The organism is Roseivirga sp. AWQ4_251 (assembly GCF_056158225.1).
In genome coordinates this window covers 459,941-475,917 of the sequence record NZ_JBSWSW010000001.1, presented here as the reverse complement: position 1 = coordinate 475,917, position 15,977 = coordinate 459,941, and the positions used below count along the sequence as shown (strand labels likewise).

Genomic DNA, 15,977 nt, shown 5'->3' with positions numbered 1-15,977 from the left:
AGCTTAAACTTGAAAGTTGTTAAATGCGTTGTTTGTGTAATTGTTGAATTCAGTGAAGAAAACCATCGCTATTCTTACCACTTTCATCTGTTTAGGCTTGTGCTTCAATCAGCCTTTAGCCTATGCTCAAAAAGGTAAAAAAGAAAAGAAAACCGAGGCCGACACTGTTTCTAAATACGAAAGAGCAAACGCTGAATTTCTAATGATTGACGCCCAAAAGTTCTTTCTTTTAGAAGACTATCAACGGGCAAAGGCTTTTCTTGAACAATCCATCGAAACCGACCCAAATAACCATGCCGCTTACTTCAAATTGGCCGAGATTAACTTAATCGAAGGCGATGAAGAAGATGGTTTAAAGTCGATCAAAAAAGCCCAAGAGATTGAGCCACACAACAAATACTACTACATTCTAGCTGCGCAACTTAATAAATCGAAGAGCAATCTAGCGGCTGCGGCTAAAGAATACGAGGCCATGATTGCCAACACCTCTGACTATAGGGAATACCTACTCGATGTAGTCGATCTTTATGTGGCACTTGAAGATTATCAGGCGGCCATAAACATGCTGAACCTAACGGAAGAGAAATTTCATACGCCTAATAAATTCTTCATTCAAAAAAAGGAATTACTTCTTCAAAGCGGCAGGAAGGATGAGGCTTTGGCTATGCTTAAATCTTTAGCGGAAGATCATCCTAAAAATGAAAGCTACAAAGTTGAGTATGCTAATTTACTTGCTGCCACAGGCCAAAAAGATCAAGCGGCAAAAGTTCTTCAGTCCACAGCGAATGCTGCAGCTTCAGCTTCCATGCTCATAGACGTTAAATTGGGGCAAAAGAATTTTGAAGAAGCCAAACCTTTGATTGAAGAGCTTTTCAATAACAAAGAAGCATCCGTTGAAGAGAAAACACGGCTACTTCAGAATTTGGTAAACAATCATATCAACGGTTTCGAACGCTCCTTTTTCACTTCTCTGCAGCAGCAACTCGATCAAATGTACCCGAGAAATGTAGAAGTGATCAAAACAAGCGAAGTAGTTTATTCAAAACTTCTACCGAAAGCTCCTTCCGAAGAGAAAAAGCAATACCAACAAAATGTACTGACTGCACTTACAAGCCTCAAAGACTTAAATCCTTCTGATTACGAGGTTTGGGATAAACTTTTAACAAGAGCTTATGAGCAAGAAGCTTGGGACAATCTTTTGGCGCTTGGTGAAGATGCCTTAAGTTATTTTCCCAATCAGGGCATATTTTATTTTTATTATGGAGCTGCACAGCTGAAAACACAAAATGGCGATAAGGAAGAAGCCAATTTCGCATTCGATCAAGCACTAAAATTGGGCAGAAACGACAACATGCTAACAGCCAAGGTTAAAGCCTTGCAAACCGAACTCGCCATAGAAAACAAAGAGCCAGAAAAAGCTGAGAAAAGTTTAACCTCCTCTTTCAACGAGGAGCCATCAAACAAAGAAGTGAGAGATGCACTTGTTAGCTATGTATATTTCAAAAATTCGGAAAAAGTATCTGATGGCATTTTAAAAACTTTAGACAACCTATTGAATAAACATCCTGAGGATCATGATTTAATTGAAACTAAGGCTAGGGTTTTCTTTCAAATGGGTAGATTTGCCGATGCAAAGCAAACCATGGAAAGCTTTCTGAAAGTAAAGAAAGAAAACATAAATGGTGAACCCATCGAGTTTTATGGCGACATTCTATTTAAATTGAATTTGGTAGAAGAGGCCGTTGAACAATGGAAAAAGGCAAAAGAACTGGGAGATACTTCTGATAAAATAGATCAAAAAATTGCGGACAAAAAGTACTACGAATAAAGCAGCCGTATTGCTGCTTATACTCATTACAGTTTTCGCCCTAGAATCCTGTAAATCTACCTTTCTGGGTATTAACACAAGAATCAAAGAAGAATTTCAGGTTGCAGAGCTCCCCTTCGAATACTTTTCTACCAAAACAAAATTCAAGTTTAAGGATGGTGAAGAGAAAATGAAGGCCACAGCCAATATTCGCATCAAAAAAGACAGCATTATTTGGTTTACACTGACCCCTGGTTTAGGATATGAAGCAGCCAGAGGTAAAATCACTCAAGACTTTTTGGTACTGATCAATAGACACAACAAAGAATACTACGCTTATACGTTTACAGAATTAAGTCAGAAATTCAATTTTGAACTTAATTACGATCTTTTCCAATCCATTTTAGTGGGTGATCTACCTATAACACAAAGCGCTGCCGATGACATTGTAGCGCAAGCCAATCAGTTTACGATAGTGCAAAGAGTTGGTGATCTAACAATTCAGAATCAGATCGGAAACAAAACCAAAAAGCTGGAAAAACTAAAGGCTACCACTTCGCAAAATGCCAATACACTTGAATTAAAATACACTGATTTTAATTTGCTCGATGCCTTTATATTTGCATTCAAAGCCGATATGACTTTACAGTACTTCAAAGACAATAAAAAAGGAGAAGTAACGATAGATATTGAGCATAACAGAGCCAAAATTGAAGACGAGCCCCTTTCCTTTCCATTCAGTATTCCAGAGCGCTATGAGCGTAAATAAGTCACTCATTGCCTTTTGTTTGCTGTTTTTTCTGGCCTCATTTTCGGCTTTGGCCCAAAATGACCGGAAAGCTCTTGAAGATCAAAAGAAGGATATCATAAAAAAAATACAAGAAACTGAACGCATACTCAGCCAAACCTCCAAAAAGAAAAACACAAGTATAGGCCGTTTAAGAGCCTTGAATGAACAAATTCAAACACGCGGCTCACTGATTACCGCCATCAAATCTGAAGTTGGTTTACTCGATGAAGAAATCGAAGAAAACCAATCCATCATTAGAGCCATGGAAAATGATTTGAACCAGCTCAAAAAAGAGTATGCTCAAATGATTTACACCACTCAGAAAACAAGTAACGGTTTTAATCAGCTTACCTTTCTATTTGCTTCTTCAACATTCAATCAGCTTTTCATGCGAATGAAATACTTGAAGCAATATTCAGAAGCCAGAAAGACTCAGGCAGAGCAAATCAAAATTGTTCAAGCTAGTTTGGGACTACAAATTGCCGAAATAGAAGGCCAGAAGAACGAAAAGCAATCCCTTTTAAACGATGAGCTTTCAGAAAACCGTAAACTGGAAGATTTGCGAGGAGAACAAAGAAATTTGATCACCAAACTTACGCAAGACGAAAAGAGGATTAAGCAAGAAATTGAAGAGCAAAGGAAAGCAGAAAAAGAGCTTACAGATAGAATTGAGGCCATTATTGAAGAAGAAAGAAGAGCAGCTCTTCTAGGCTCTGTAGATATGTCGGCCTTAACCGAAGCTTTTCAAAAACAGAAAGGAAAGCTGCCTTGGCCAGTAGATGAGGGCTTTATTTCTTCCAAATTTGGCCAGCACAGGCATCCAACCGTTAAAAGCTTAACCATTAACAACCCCGGTGTGGATATTCAAACTTCAGAAAACGCAAAAGTGAAGGCTGTTTTCCCAGGAAAGGTTAGCCAAATCATGTCTGTTCCCGGTTTCGGAAACAGTGTTATGATTCAGCATGGAGAATTCTTCACTGTGTATATTAAACTGAAGACAGTTGTCGTTAAAAAAGGAGATCAAATACAGGCAGGGCAAGAGCTTGGCCAAGTATTGACAGACAAAGACAATATTTCACAATTAAAATTCAGGGTGGTGCAGGCAGCAACGGGAGAAGTTAATCCAGAATTATGGTTAGGAGCCAAAACCAAATAAATCACAATACTTTAAGGGCTAAACCAATAGCATCATTTAAGTGGCTCAAATCAATCCAATAATCCTTTTAACATAAGTAAACATAATACGTTTACATTCTCGATAGTTTTTAATTACCTTTGAATAACGAAACGAAAAAGTAGGGAATCATGCAGACAATTTTTGCAATAGGAATGCCAGGTGGACCGGAAATGATCTTCATCATATTTATCGTGTTGCTTCTTTTCGGTGCTAAGAAAATACCAGATTTGGCAAGAGGTATGGGTAAAGGCATAAGAGAATTTAAGGACGCTACCAAAGAAATCAAAAAAGAGGTAGACGAAGCCAGCAAAGAAATCGACAAATAAACAGTTTATAAGCTTGAAATCTTATCAAACCCTTGATGAGATTCAAAAAGACATTAAACTTGGTGTTACTTCTTGCAGGCAATTGGTTGAACAATACCTGCAGAACATAAAAACCCTGTCGCATCTTAATGCTTTTGTAGAAGTCTATGAAAAAGAGGCGCTAGAAAAAGCAGATGTAGTAGATCAAAAAATCAAAGAAAACAAAGCCGGTAAACTTGCCGGCTTAATTTTTGGCATAAAAGATCTTATTTGTTTAGAAGGGCATCAGGTAAGCGGAGGCAGTAAAATCCTTCAAGATTTTGAATCTCTATTTTCAGCTACTGCTGTCGAAAAACTCCTTCAAGAAGACGCAATTGTCATAGGTAGACAAAACTGCGATGAGTTTGGCATGGGCTCTTCCAATGAGAATTCTTTCTATGGCCCATCCAAGAATGCCGCTGACGACACTAAAGTACCTGGAGGTTCTTCAGGAGGTTCTGCTGTGGCTGTTCAAGCCAATATGTGCCATATTTCTTTGGGTACCGACACTGGAGGCTCCGTAAGACAACCCGCTGCTTTTTGTGGTATTGTGGGCTTAAAGCCAACTTATTCCCGAATTTCTCGCTGGGGATTATTAGCCTACGCTTCTAGTTTCGATAGCGTTGGAATTTTCTCAAAAAGTGTGGAAGATTGCGCCTTGATTCTTGAGATTATCTCTGGAAAAGATGCCCAAGATGCAACAAGTTCTTCCCTTCCCGTACCTAATTACTCTTCCCTGATTAAGGAAGAAAAAAAGTATAAGGTTGCATACTTACCAGAAGCCTTGAATGAAAAAGCGGTTCAGCCCGAAATTATTTCGGCTCTTAAAAACCAGATTGAAAGTCTAAAATCAGAAGGCCATACCGTAGAAGCAGTCACTTTTCCTCTATTGGATTATGTGTTGCCTACTTACTATATTCTTACAACAGCTGAAGCCAGTTCAAACCTAAGTCGTTACGATGGTGCTCATTATGGGTATCGCAGCGAAGTGGTCACGGATCTAGAATCCATGTACAAAAATTCTCGCACAGAAGGCTTTGGCGATGAAGTAAGACGAAGAATTATGCTTGGCACTTTTGTGTTAAGCGCCAGCTATTACGATGCTTATTACACCAAGGCTCAGAAAGCCAGAAACCTAATTAAGCAGGCTACAGAAAAAATTCTTTCAGAATACGACTTTATACTTATACCAACCACACCTAGTACTGCGTTCAAGCTGGGTGAACACTCTCAAAACCCTCTGGAGATGTATATGGCCGATCTTTTTACGGTTCAGGCATCAGTAGCTGGGCTTCCTGCGATTTCAATTCCTGCCGGAAAAGATGACAACGGAATGCCAATTGGCTTGCAAATTATATCGGGGGCTTTTGAAGAAGGAAAACTTTTTGCATTTTCGAAAAACTTGATTCAAAACTTTGAGTAAGCGGTAGTGATGATGAGAAAATATTGGTCAGTATTTCTTTTGATTTCGGTTTTAATAAGTAAAACCATTACAGCACAAGAAACCTCTCTTTCAGGGGAAATAAAACCGGTGTACGATTATGCTCCGGATTTCTCTTACGAGGAAATGGAAATTCGCTACAATAAGCTTGACCTAGAAATAGACATTGCCTTCAACGACCAAGTAAAAGCTTTCATCAACTATTTCACAGTTCGAAACCGCGAATACACTCGCGAAATGCTGCGCAGAAAAGAAGTTTATTTTCCAATTTTCGAAAAATATCTAGCGCAATACGAGCTGCCTGCCGAACTAAAATACCTTCCAATTATTGAAGCAGGATTGAATCCTAAAGCGGTTTCGGGACCAAAAGCAGTTGGTTTGTGGCAATTCATGTCTCCTACTGCTCGTCAACAAGGGCTCAATATAGACTGGTATATTGACGAACGCATGGATCCTGAAAAATCTACTGAGGCAGCTTGTAAATACATCAAATGGCTTTATGGAATTTTGGGTGATTGGAAAATGACACTGGCTGCTTACAACAGCGGCATTGGTAACGTGCAAAGAGCCATGAGACGCTCTAAGAAAGATGATTTCTGGGAGGTTTATAAATATTTACCCAGAGAAACTCGCTCTTATGTTCCTCAGTTTGCTGGCATTCTCTACGCCATGGAATATGCTGATGAACACAATCTTTTTGCGGAAGATCCAGAATACCCAGTAGACTACGAAACTCTAGAAGTGAATCAATTTGTCTACTTAAAGGCTTTTGCTGAAGAAGGCGGAATGGACTTAACTACCTTGGAAAAACTAAATCCTGCGGTTAAAAAAGGAGCAATTCCAGCAAATGCTAAAAACTTCGCATTAAAAATCCCAAAAGACGATATAGAAGCTTTTGAACTAAACAAAGTCAATATTTTGGCTAAAGCTGAAGAAGGCAAAAAGGAATTTGAGAAAATGGCATCGAACATGCCTGGAAGCACTTTTGGAAGAGAAAGAGTAATTTATAGAGTACGCAGTGGTGACGTTTTAGGAACTATTGCAAGAAACCACAGCGTACGCATTGCTGATATCAGAGCTTGGAACAATATTAAAGGTTCTATGATTCGCGTTGGCCAAAAGCTAGATATCTGGACTGGCCCTGATTTTTTAACTGACAACACGATGCCGGTGCAAAGGGTAAGCAATCAGCCTATTCCAAGTTCTAAGCAACACACCGTTCAGCCGGGCGACACGCTTTGGGACATTTCTAGAATGTACAAAGGCCTAACAATTGAGAAGATTAAGGAGTTAAACAACCTAGAGTCTACCCAATTAAAACCAGGTATGACCTTAAGAATTGGCTAGCCAAAAGAGCTAACTAATTTTTTAGTACATTATACTTGCATAAGATTCTTGAATTAACTTCCTTGAAACAACTAAATAAATAGTTTATGAAAAGGCTTTCAATATTACTACTCATTATACTTTCAATCGCCTCTTGTGTAAGCAAATCCGAAGAGGAAAAAGAAGAAGGAAAAACAGCCAAAAAGGACGTCTTTTTACCTCAATCCACAGGTGAGCCAGGTGAAATTGTCATTGTAATGGATAAGGATAAATGGGATGGCGAATTAGGTAAGGCTCTTAAAGAAGTTTTTCTAGCCGATTTCCCTGGATTAACAAGACCTGAACCACTCTTCACCACTCGGGTTATTGAACCTTTTCAATTCAATAGAATCTTTAAGCTTTCCAGAAATATTGTGTATGTAACTACGCTGGATGGCACTTCGCCTGCTGACAGACAGCTGCAATCTACGCTTTCTGAAAACTCTAAGGAGCGCATAAATACAGAGCCAGATTTATTCATGAACACGTCTGATGATCAGTATGCAAAAAGACAAAAAGTATTATTCCTATTCGGCAAAACGCAAAAAGACCTGATTAACAATATCAATGAAAATCAGCAAATTATAAGAAACTACTTCAACATGGCCGAAAGAGAGCGATTGGCTACAGACATTCGCGCTTCTATTCAAACGAAAGGGATTTCGAGTCGCTTCGAGAGAAAATATGGTTACTATATCAAAATCCCAGTAGGCTACGAAGTTGCCATGGACACTGATGATTTCATGTGGAGCAGATATTTACCAGGTGTTGGACCAAGTAAAAACATCTTTGTTTATTTCAAAGATTATGAATCGCAAGATGAATTCAGTCACGACAACATCATAAAGCTGAGAAATCAAATTGGTAAAGAATACATCTACGGTGATCCTGAGAATCCAGAATCATTTATGATTACGGAAACCCAGTATATGCAGCCAATTTTTAGAGATATCAACCTTCATGGCAGATATACGGTGGAAACAAGAGGCGCTTGGAAAACCAACAACTTCTCGGTAGGCGGAACATTCATTAGCTACACCTTCGTAGATCAAGCTTCCAATCGACTTTACTACGTTGAAGGCTTTGTTATTCACCCAAATGAAGAGCATCGCGAATTGATTAGAGAAATGGAATCTATCATTTCTACCTTCAAACCTTTAAAAGACGAGTTGCAGGCCGTTGCAAATTAGGCCAACACGTATTGATTTTACTTGAATATTGTTAATTTTAAGCAGAGGCAGGTTCAACTTGCCTTTTTTTATATTCAAGCTCAACACAACCAATGTACGCATATATTAAGGGAAAACTCGCTTACAAAGATCCAACATTCGTAATTATTGACGTTCAGGGAGTTGGGTATGAGATCAAAATTTCGCTTCATACCTATTCTCAAATAAAAGACCAAGAGAACTGTCAGCTCTATACCTATTTTTATGTGAAGGAAGATGCTCAGGTTCTATTTGGCTTTGCCGAAGAGGCAGAAAAAAAATTATTCATTCATCTTATTTCTATTTCAGGTGTTGGCCCATCTACTGGGCTAATGATGCTATCTTCTTTAAGTCCTTCGGAAATAAAAACAGCCATTGTTTCAGGCGATGTTGCCACTATTCAGCGAGTTAAAGGAATTGGAGCAAAAACCGCCCAAAGGGTTATTCTTGAATTGAAAGACAAACTGATCAAGGAAGGAGATGACCCAAGCGCGATAAATGTTGAAGTATCTTCTCAAAACACTATAAGAAATGAGGCACTCGCTGCGTTAGTTACACTAGGCATTAACAAAGCTGCGGCAGAGAAGAGTATCGAAAAGATTCTGAAGAACTCAGAAGGCCAAGTAACATTAGAACAATTGATAAAATTAGCCTTAAAAGCTGCCTGATTTTTCGGAACACTTGACCTATCGGACCATCAAAATATTACTCCTTGTAGTAGTGGGTTATACGCTATTTGGTATAACTACGAATGTTCATGCCCGAGGGTTTTGGCAACAAGACACAACAAAGACCGATACTTCAAAATATGTCCGTTCCCCTTACCCTAATTTCAGTTTAAAATATCGTTTCGGAGATCCGCTTACTAATCCGAAACTGCGTTCCCCTCTCTGGTTCAATACGCTTCCGTTCCTTAACCAAACCATTAAGCTAGACACCGGAAATTCTCTCGTCTTCAGTGAGAAAATGGGCAATGAGCTCATTAATCCACCAGTTCGGGTGCCTTTTAACGAAGCGCTAAGAAAGCGGGAACAGCTAGCCACACGAGACTTTCTTGCGGAAAAAGCTAAGGCTATGGATGGTGAAAGCGCGGTTAGTAACAGAAGGCAGTTAATCCCTCCTATTGCCTTAAGTCCTTTTTTCGATCGGCTTTTTGGAGGAGACCAGATCAACATACAAACCAGTGGCTATGTACAGCTTGATTTTGGTGGCCGTTTTCAGCGGGTAGACAATCCTGCCATCCCAATACGACAACAGCGAACGGGCGGCTTTCAATTCGATCAAAATATACAGATGAATTTGCAGGGGAGCATTGGTTCCAAACTTAAACTTGGCGCTAACTTCAGCAACCAAAACTCTTTCGATTTTGAAAATACACTGAAAGTAGAATTTGCAGGTTTAAACTCCGACATTATTAAGACTGTGGAAATGGGAAATGTAAGTTTGCCTGTGTCCAATAGCTTGATCAGTGGAGCTCAAAATCTTTTCGGTTTCAAAACCCAACTGCAATTCGGTAGACTTTACGTTACCGCATTGGCCGCTACCCAAAGGGGCTCTTCTGAATCTATTGAAGTTGAAGGGGGAATTCAACGCAATGAATTTGAAATCAGAGCTTCGGACTATGACGAAAACCGACACTTCTTTTTAGGTCAATTCTTCAGAGACAACTACGAAAACTGGAATCGCAGTATTCCTGCAATCATTTCTGGGCTTCAAATTTCAAGGGTTGAAGTGTATATCTTAAACAGAACTCAAAACACGCAAACTCAAAGGAATTTTGCTGCTTTTATGGATTTAGGAGAAGGTGATCCATACCGAGAGAATAATTCTTTTGTTGGTAATGGCGCTCCAAATGCACCAACGGCCAATGGCACTAACGACCTTTATCAAAACATAACTCAAGATGCTCGCTTAAGACAGTCCGACCAAGTAAGTTCTGTATTGGAAAGTGAATATGGGCTAGAAAAGTCATTAGACTTTGTGCGTGTTACAGGCGCTAGAAAACTGGACCCTAAAGAATATTACTTCAATAGTCAACTCGGCTATATTTCATTGAGCAGGCAACTTTTAAATGATGAGGTTTTAGCGGTTTCCTACGAATACAATTACCAAGGCAAAAGGTATAAAGTAGGTGAACTTACCGAAGACTACCAAAATCGATCCGATGAAGAAGTCATCTTCCTAAAAATGCTTCGCCCTAATAAAATCAACACTCAGGCTCCTACTTGGGATTTGATGATGAAAAACATCTACAACCTGAATGCATCGGCCATCGATAAGCAAGGTTTTCAATTGCGCGTAATTTACCGAGACGATAAAACAGGAATTGACAACCCAAGTCTACATGAGGGAGAAAACACCAAAGATGTTCCATTGATTCGCATTTTCGGATTAGACAAACTGAACCCAAATGGCGACCCTCAACCTGACGGGAATTTCGACTTTGTAGAAGACGTAACCATCAATACCGACCGAGGATATATGGTTTTCCCTACCCTTGAACCCTTTGGGCAAACCTTGAAAAAGCAATTCGGTCCAAGTGAGCAGTTTCTGGTAGACAAATACGTTTACGACACTCTTTATAGCACAACCCGAGCCGATGCGCAACAGGTTTCCCGCCACAACAAATTCTTCATTAAAGGAAGTCTACAGTCGGGATCTTCCAACGAAATTAACTTGAATGCTTTTCAAATAGCGGAAGGCAGTGTTCAGGTTTATGCTGGAAATACGCCTCTACAGGAAGGAACCGATTTTACAGTTGATTACCAATTGGGAAAGGTGAACATCATCAACCCTTCAATCCTTAATTCTGGAAAGAAAATTCGGGTAACTTTTGAAAAAGCCGATCTGTTCAATTTTCAATCTCGGACTTTGGTTGGAACAAGGCTTGATTATGTCTTGAGTGATAAAATTAACTTTGGCGCCACCTTTCTCAACCTGAACGAAAGGCCGCAAATCACCCGTGTTGGCATTGGCAATGAACCAGTAAGAAACACGATGTACGGCTTCGACATGAACTACAACAACAACTCTCGTTTGCTAACCCGAATGGTAGACGCCCTCCCTTTTATCGATACCAAAGCGCCCTCAACCATAAACTTCAATATGGAAATGGCCCAACTCATTCCCGGAACTTCAAACAAAGTTCAAGGAGAAGGAACTTCATATATTGATGATTTTGAATCGACAGTAACCCCTTTTAGCCTGAACAATCCTACGAGCTGGAAATATGGCGCCACACCCAAAACTGACGACAACCGTTTTGACAAAAGCAATCAAACTACCGACAGATTAGGAGCAAATTACAAAAGGGCAAAACTGGCTTGGTATACCATCGACAACGTTTTTTACAGAAGTACGGGCCGATCTAGACCCGAAAATATTACTCCAGAAGATTTACAAAATCACTATGTGAGGTCGGTTGGCCAGCAAGAAGTAATTAAGCGAGATCAGCAGCAAATCATTGTAAACGAACCTTCTTTCGATATTGCATATTTCCCTTCAGAAAGGGGTATTTACAACTACAACCCCAACCTTAATCCTGACGGAACATTGCCTGATCCGAAGTCAAATTTCGGAGCCATTACCAGAGCCATTACCAACGAAGTTGACTTCGACAAAACCAATGTCGAATACGTTGAATTCTGGCTAATGGATCCGTTTATCAATTCAACAAATGGAACGCCAAGCAACCCACGAGGGATGATTAATGATGGAATTAACCAGCCCAAGGCAAACACTACCGGTGGATCATTACTCTTCCATTTGGGAAGTGTTTCTGAAGATTTGATGAAAGACGAACGTCATGCTTTTGAGCAAGGCCTCCCCGCAGATGGTTCTAACGACCTGGACCGGGTAGTTGAAAACGAATGGGGACGAGTTACTAAACAGCCTTACCTAAATCCAGCTTTTGATAACTCTGAATCCGCCAGAGCCAATCAAGATGTAGGTTTAGATGGCCTAAAATCTTCGGATGAAGTCAATTATTTCGCTGACTTTTTAAACGCGATTAACCTGAATGGCCCAGCGCAACAGCAAATACAAGCAGACCCTTCTGCGGATAATTTTCAATATTATTTAGGTGATGATTTAGATGCTCGCGATGCTAAAATTTTAGAGCGATATAAGAACTATAACGGTTTGGAAGGCAACAGCCCAATCAACAGCGGAAACCAACTTTTCACCCCGTCTTCCACAAATCTACCTGATAATGAAGATCTTAACCGTGACAATACGCTCAACGATTTAGAAGAATACTACGAATACAAACTCGACTTGAAGCCTGGTCAACTTGAAGTTGGGAAAAACAACATTGTAGACAAAGTCACTAACAACATTGGTGAAAATCAGGACCCCGTTACATGGTACTTGTTCAGAATTCCTGTTAGAAAACCGGATAGAGTTCAAGGAAATATCAATGGTTTCAAGTCAATTCGGTACATGAGAACCTTACTTACAGGCTTTGCTGAACCTGTGGTTCTACGATTTGTAAACTTCAGATTGATGGGAAGCCAATGGAGAACTTTTCAAGAAAGTCTTTACGAAAAAGGACTTTTTGAAGTGCCAGAACCTTCTGATCCCAACTTCACGGTTTCTGTAGTGGGCTATGAAGAAAACAGCCAACCGAATGACACTCGCCCTGGCTACGTTGTGCCTCCTGGATTAATCAGAGATAGAGACAACACTTCAGCAGTAGAAAGAAGAAGAAACGAGCAGGCGCTTCAACTTTGTGTAGAAGATTTGAGAGACAAAGATGCCAGAGCGGTTTTCAAAAATGTAGGGCAGGACATGGTTAATTACGGCCGTGTTAAAATGTTCTTACATGCCGATAGCCCTGATGACTTGGCTCCAGGAGAAGTAACCGCATTCCTAAGAATCGGTACAGACTTCACCGAGAACTACTACGAAATCGAAGTTCCTCTGATTATGACGCCCAAAGGCATGAATTCTCCCAGAGATGTTTGGCCATTGGAAAACGAAATCGATGTGGCCTTCAGCAGCCTTTACGGAGTGAAGTCGAAAAGGAATGCGAACAATGCCAACCTCAGCTTGCCTTACAGCGAACAAGTAGACCAATACAAAATAACGGTTGTGGGTAGGCCTGATTTAAGTACTGTTCAAACATTGATGATTGGTGTGCGCAATCCAAGTTCGCCAGATCAAGAACCCAAAAGCTTCTGTATTTGGGCAAATGAATTACGTGTAACCGACTTTGATTCTAAATCGGGTATCGCTATGAATGCGAGATTAGATGCTCAGCTTGCCGACATAGGAAATGTTTCCGCTTCTATCAGACATTCTTCTATTGGCTTTGGAGGCATCGCGGATAAAGTTTCTGAAAGAAGCAGAGAAAAAACTACTCAATATGATGTTTCAACCAGCCTTAGATTAGGCAAATTCTTCCCTGAAAATTGGGGACTAGAACTTCCGGCTTTCTTTAGTGTTGAGCATGCTAGGTCCGTTCCGCGTTATGATCCGCTTGACCCTGATTTACCTTTAGAAAACGTTCTGAATTCTTTCGAAACCAAAGAAGAACGGGATGAATACTTCAACAAGGTTGTGGATCAGTCGAAACGCAGGAGTTTCAACTTCTCCAATGTTCGGAAAAGGAGAACGAATACTGAATCGCCACAACATGTTTGGGATATCGAAAACTTCAGTTTTACCTATGCCTATAACGAAATTACGCGCAGCAACATCAATACAGCGGCTTATGATTATAGAAACTATAGAGGAGCGGTAACCTATAGCTACCAACCTAAAGAATGGTTTATAGAACCTTTTAAAAACATTGGATTTTTAAAGTCTAAATGGTTCCAAATCATCAGGGATGTCAATCTTAATTTAATCCCGAATTCGATCATTGTTAACGGAAATGTAAATCGAAGTTTCCTCAAAACTCAATTGAGAAACTCCGAGTTAGGCACAGAAGGAATCGACCCTTATTACGAAAAGTCATTCACATTTGACCGTACGTATGCTGTCAACTGGAACCTAACTCACGCACTTACTTTGGACTATACTGCCAATGTAAACGCCATTATTGACGAACCTGAAGGTGATATCAATACAGAAGCTAAAAAGGATTCCGTTTGGACCAACTTTAAAAATCTGGGTAGAATTAAAAACTATACCCACTCGATAACCTCGAGCTATACGCTACCTTTTGAGAAAATCCCAGTCACTAATTGGCTAAATTCATCGGTGAGTTACAGCACTGTTTTCAATTGGAAAGCTGGAGCGATTGGCCAAGCCGACACACTTGGAAACTTGGCAGGAAACACGCGGCAAATTCGTGTTGATGGAAAACTAGACTTGGTCAAGCTCTACAATAATATCGGTCTATTAAAGAAAATCAATTCCCCATCGCGCAGCAGAAGCAGGACAAGGCCCACCGCTCAAGCCCAAAACGACACAACCAAACAGCGCAAAACAATTGAACAAATGCCTGCATTGAAAGGATTCCTTCGGGCTCTTATGATGATTCGGAATATAGGTTTTGATTACTCCATAGCGCAAGGAACGGTTCTTCCAGGATACATGCCGAAAGTATTCCTGTTTGGCATGGATAAAGACCTAGACAACCCAGGATTGGGCTTTATTACAGGCAGTCAAGACCCCACGATTAGAAGGCGACTGGCGAACAGTGGTTACTATGCAGAAAGCACATTTTTAACGTCTCCTTTCCAGCAAGACCGCATGGTTAACCTAAATGTCAATGGAGTTTTAGAACCTTTTAATGGATTCAGGGTAACACTAAGGGGAAGAAAGGTACATTCAGAAAACTATCAGGAAATATTCAGAAGAGAAGAGAATTCGACCAGCTTCATCAGCATCAATCCGAATAGAACGGGAAGTTATTCGGTTTCTTACAACATTATTAAAACAGCTTTCCAAAAAGACGATGCGAATGATGAATCTCCTTTGTTCGCAAATTTTGAAGCCTACAGAAGCCAGATTAAATCACGTTTAGACTTGGCCAATGAAACAGGAAACTACGACCTCAACGCTCAAGATGTGGTAATCCCGGCCTTTTTAGCCGCCTATTCGGGCAAAAGCCCAGATGAAGTATCTACTTCTATTTTTCCAAAAATCCCAATTCCAGGCTGGTCGCTAAGCTATAACGGACTTACGGATATTGAAGCGGTAAAAGAAGTCTTTTCAACGGTAAGCCTTTCACACTCTTATAATAGCGAGTACAGTGTCAGCAATTATGTGAACTCTGCCTTATACACCAGCCAACTAACGCTCGACAACAGCATTTCCGATTATGGGCTTGCCTCACAAATCAATGAGGATGGAAAATTGGTTCCGATTTTCACTACTCAGCAAGTTGTTCTTTCTGAAAGCTTCTCCCCTTTAGTTGGCTTGAATATGAGAACCAAAAATGGCTGGACAATTAATGCTCAATACTCCAAAACAAGAAATATTGGCCTAAACCTTTCCAACATTCAAGTCACGGAACAATCGAAAAAAGACCTTAATATAACCGTGGGTTTCACAAAAGCAGGGGTTAAAGTTCCTTTCAGGGTAAATGGAAGAAAGCAAACCCTGCCAAACGAATTGCGCTTTAACATGGGCTTTAGAATTAGCGATGACAAAACCGCTCAAAGAAGAATTGGAGAGCCTAGCATTGTAACAGACGGAATTAAAATCTTCAGTTTAACCCCAACTGTGGACTATAATATCAGTGATGCACTTCAACTTTCCTTCTATTTCGAGCGCAATATCAACGACCCACGAGTCACCACCAGTTTCTTAAACGCCCGCACCGCCTTTGGTGGAAGAATTAGATTCAGTTTGTCTCAATAATCACTTACATTTCTCAAGATTCCGCGTATTTTT

At 40.2% G+C, this 15,977-nt stretch carries 9 protein-coding genes; all 9 read left to right on the top strand.

Going from position 1 to position 15,977, the window contains the following annotated elements; all coding sequences use genetic code 11:
• Positions 1-52 precede the first annotated feature (52 nt).
• The 9 genes from ACXACJ_RS02190 (at position 53) to sov (ending at position 15,944) form a co-directional block, all read left to right on the top strand.
• Entirely contained in the window at positions 53-1,828 is a 1,776-nt protein-coding gene (locus ACXACJ_RS02190) for a tetratricopeptide repeat protein (protein WP_475132627.1), read from the top strand.
• Positions 1,803-2,576, top strand: a complete 774-nt coding sequence (lolB1, locus tag ACXACJ_RS02185) for a lipoprotein insertase outer membrane protein LolB1 (RefSeq protein ID WP_475132626.1) — start codon at positions 1,803-1,805, stop codon at positions 2,574-2,576. Before ACXACJ_RS02190 ends, lolB1 begins: the two co-directional genes overlap by 26 nt.
• Positions 2,563-3,753 (top strand): murein hydrolase activator EnvC family protein, encoded by a 1,191-nt coding sequence (locus ACXACJ_RS02180; protein ID WP_475132625.1) that lies wholly within the window; start codon positions 2,563-2,565, stop codon positions 3,751-3,753. Before lolB1 ends, ACXACJ_RS02180 begins: the two co-directional genes overlap by 14 nt.
• A gap of 149 nt (positions 3,754-3,902) precedes the next feature.
• The gene (locus tag ACXACJ_RS02175; RefSeq protein ID WP_475132624.1) at positions 3,903-4,100 is read left to right on the top strand and encodes a Sec-independent protein translocase subunit TatA/TatB; all 198 of its coding nucleotides are present in this window, start codon (positions 3,903-3,905) and stop codon (positions 4,098-4,100) included.
• 13 nt (positions 4,101-4,113) lie between these two features.
• Positions 4,114-5,541 (top strand): Asp-tRNA(Asn)/Glu-tRNA(Gln) amidotransferase subunit GatA, encoded by a 1,428-nt coding sequence (gene gatA, locus ACXACJ_RS02170; RefSeq protein ID WP_475132623.1) that lies wholly within the window; start codon positions 4,114-4,116, stop codon positions 5,539-5,541.
• A gap of 9 nt (positions 5,542-5,550) precedes the next feature.
• Complete coding sequence (locus tag ACXACJ_RS02165) at positions 5,551-6,906, top strand: lytic transglycosylase domain-containing protein (protein ID WP_475132622.1); 1,356 nt, start codon at positions 5,551-5,553, stop codon at positions 6,904-6,906.
• 86 nt (positions 6,907-6,992) lie between these two features.
• Positions 6,993-8,114 carry a DUF4837 family protein gene (locus ACXACJ_RS02160; RefSeq protein WP_475132621.1) on the top strand — a complete coding sequence of 374 codons (1,122 nt, stop codon included), beginning with the start codon at positions 6,993-6,995 and terminating at the stop codon, positions 8,112-8,114.
• A gap of 92 nt (positions 8,115-8,206) precedes the next feature.
• Positions 8,207-8,800, top strand: a complete 594-nt coding sequence (ruvA, locus tag ACXACJ_RS02155) for a Holliday junction branch migration protein RuvA (protein ID WP_475132620.1) — start codon at positions 8,207-8,209, stop codon at positions 8,798-8,800.
• Positions 8,801-8,813: 13 nt separating this feature from the next.
• Positions 8,814-15,944 (top strand): T9SS outer membrane translocon Sov/SprA, encoded by a 7,131-nt coding sequence (sov, locus tag ACXACJ_RS02150; protein WP_475132619.1) that lies wholly within the window; start codon positions 8,814-8,816, stop codon positions 15,942-15,944.
• Positions 15,945-15,977: the final 33 nt, after the last annotated feature.

Excerpts from the sequence above, each read along its gene's own strand:
- ACXACJ_RS02160 (WP_475132621.1), top strand. The coding sequence starts at position 6,993 with ATGAAAAGGCTTTCAATATTACTACTCATTATACTTTCAATCGCCTCT.
- ACXACJ_RS02175 (WP_475132624.1), top strand. The coding sequence starts at position 3,903 with ATGCAGACAATTTTTGCAATAGGAATGCCAGGTGGACCGGAAATGATC.
- ACXACJ_RS02165 (WP_475132622.1), top strand. The coding sequence starts at position 5,551 with ATGATGAGAAAATATTGGTCAGTATTTCTTTTGATTTCGGTTTTAATA.
- ruvA (WP_475132620.1), top strand. The coding sequence starts at position 8,207 with ATGTACGCATATATTAAGGGAAAACTCGCTTACAAAGATCCAACATTC.
- ACXACJ_RS02180 (WP_475132625.1), top strand. The coding sequence starts at position 2,563 with ATGAGCGTAAATAAGTCACTCATTGCCTTTTGTTTGCTGTTTTTTCTG.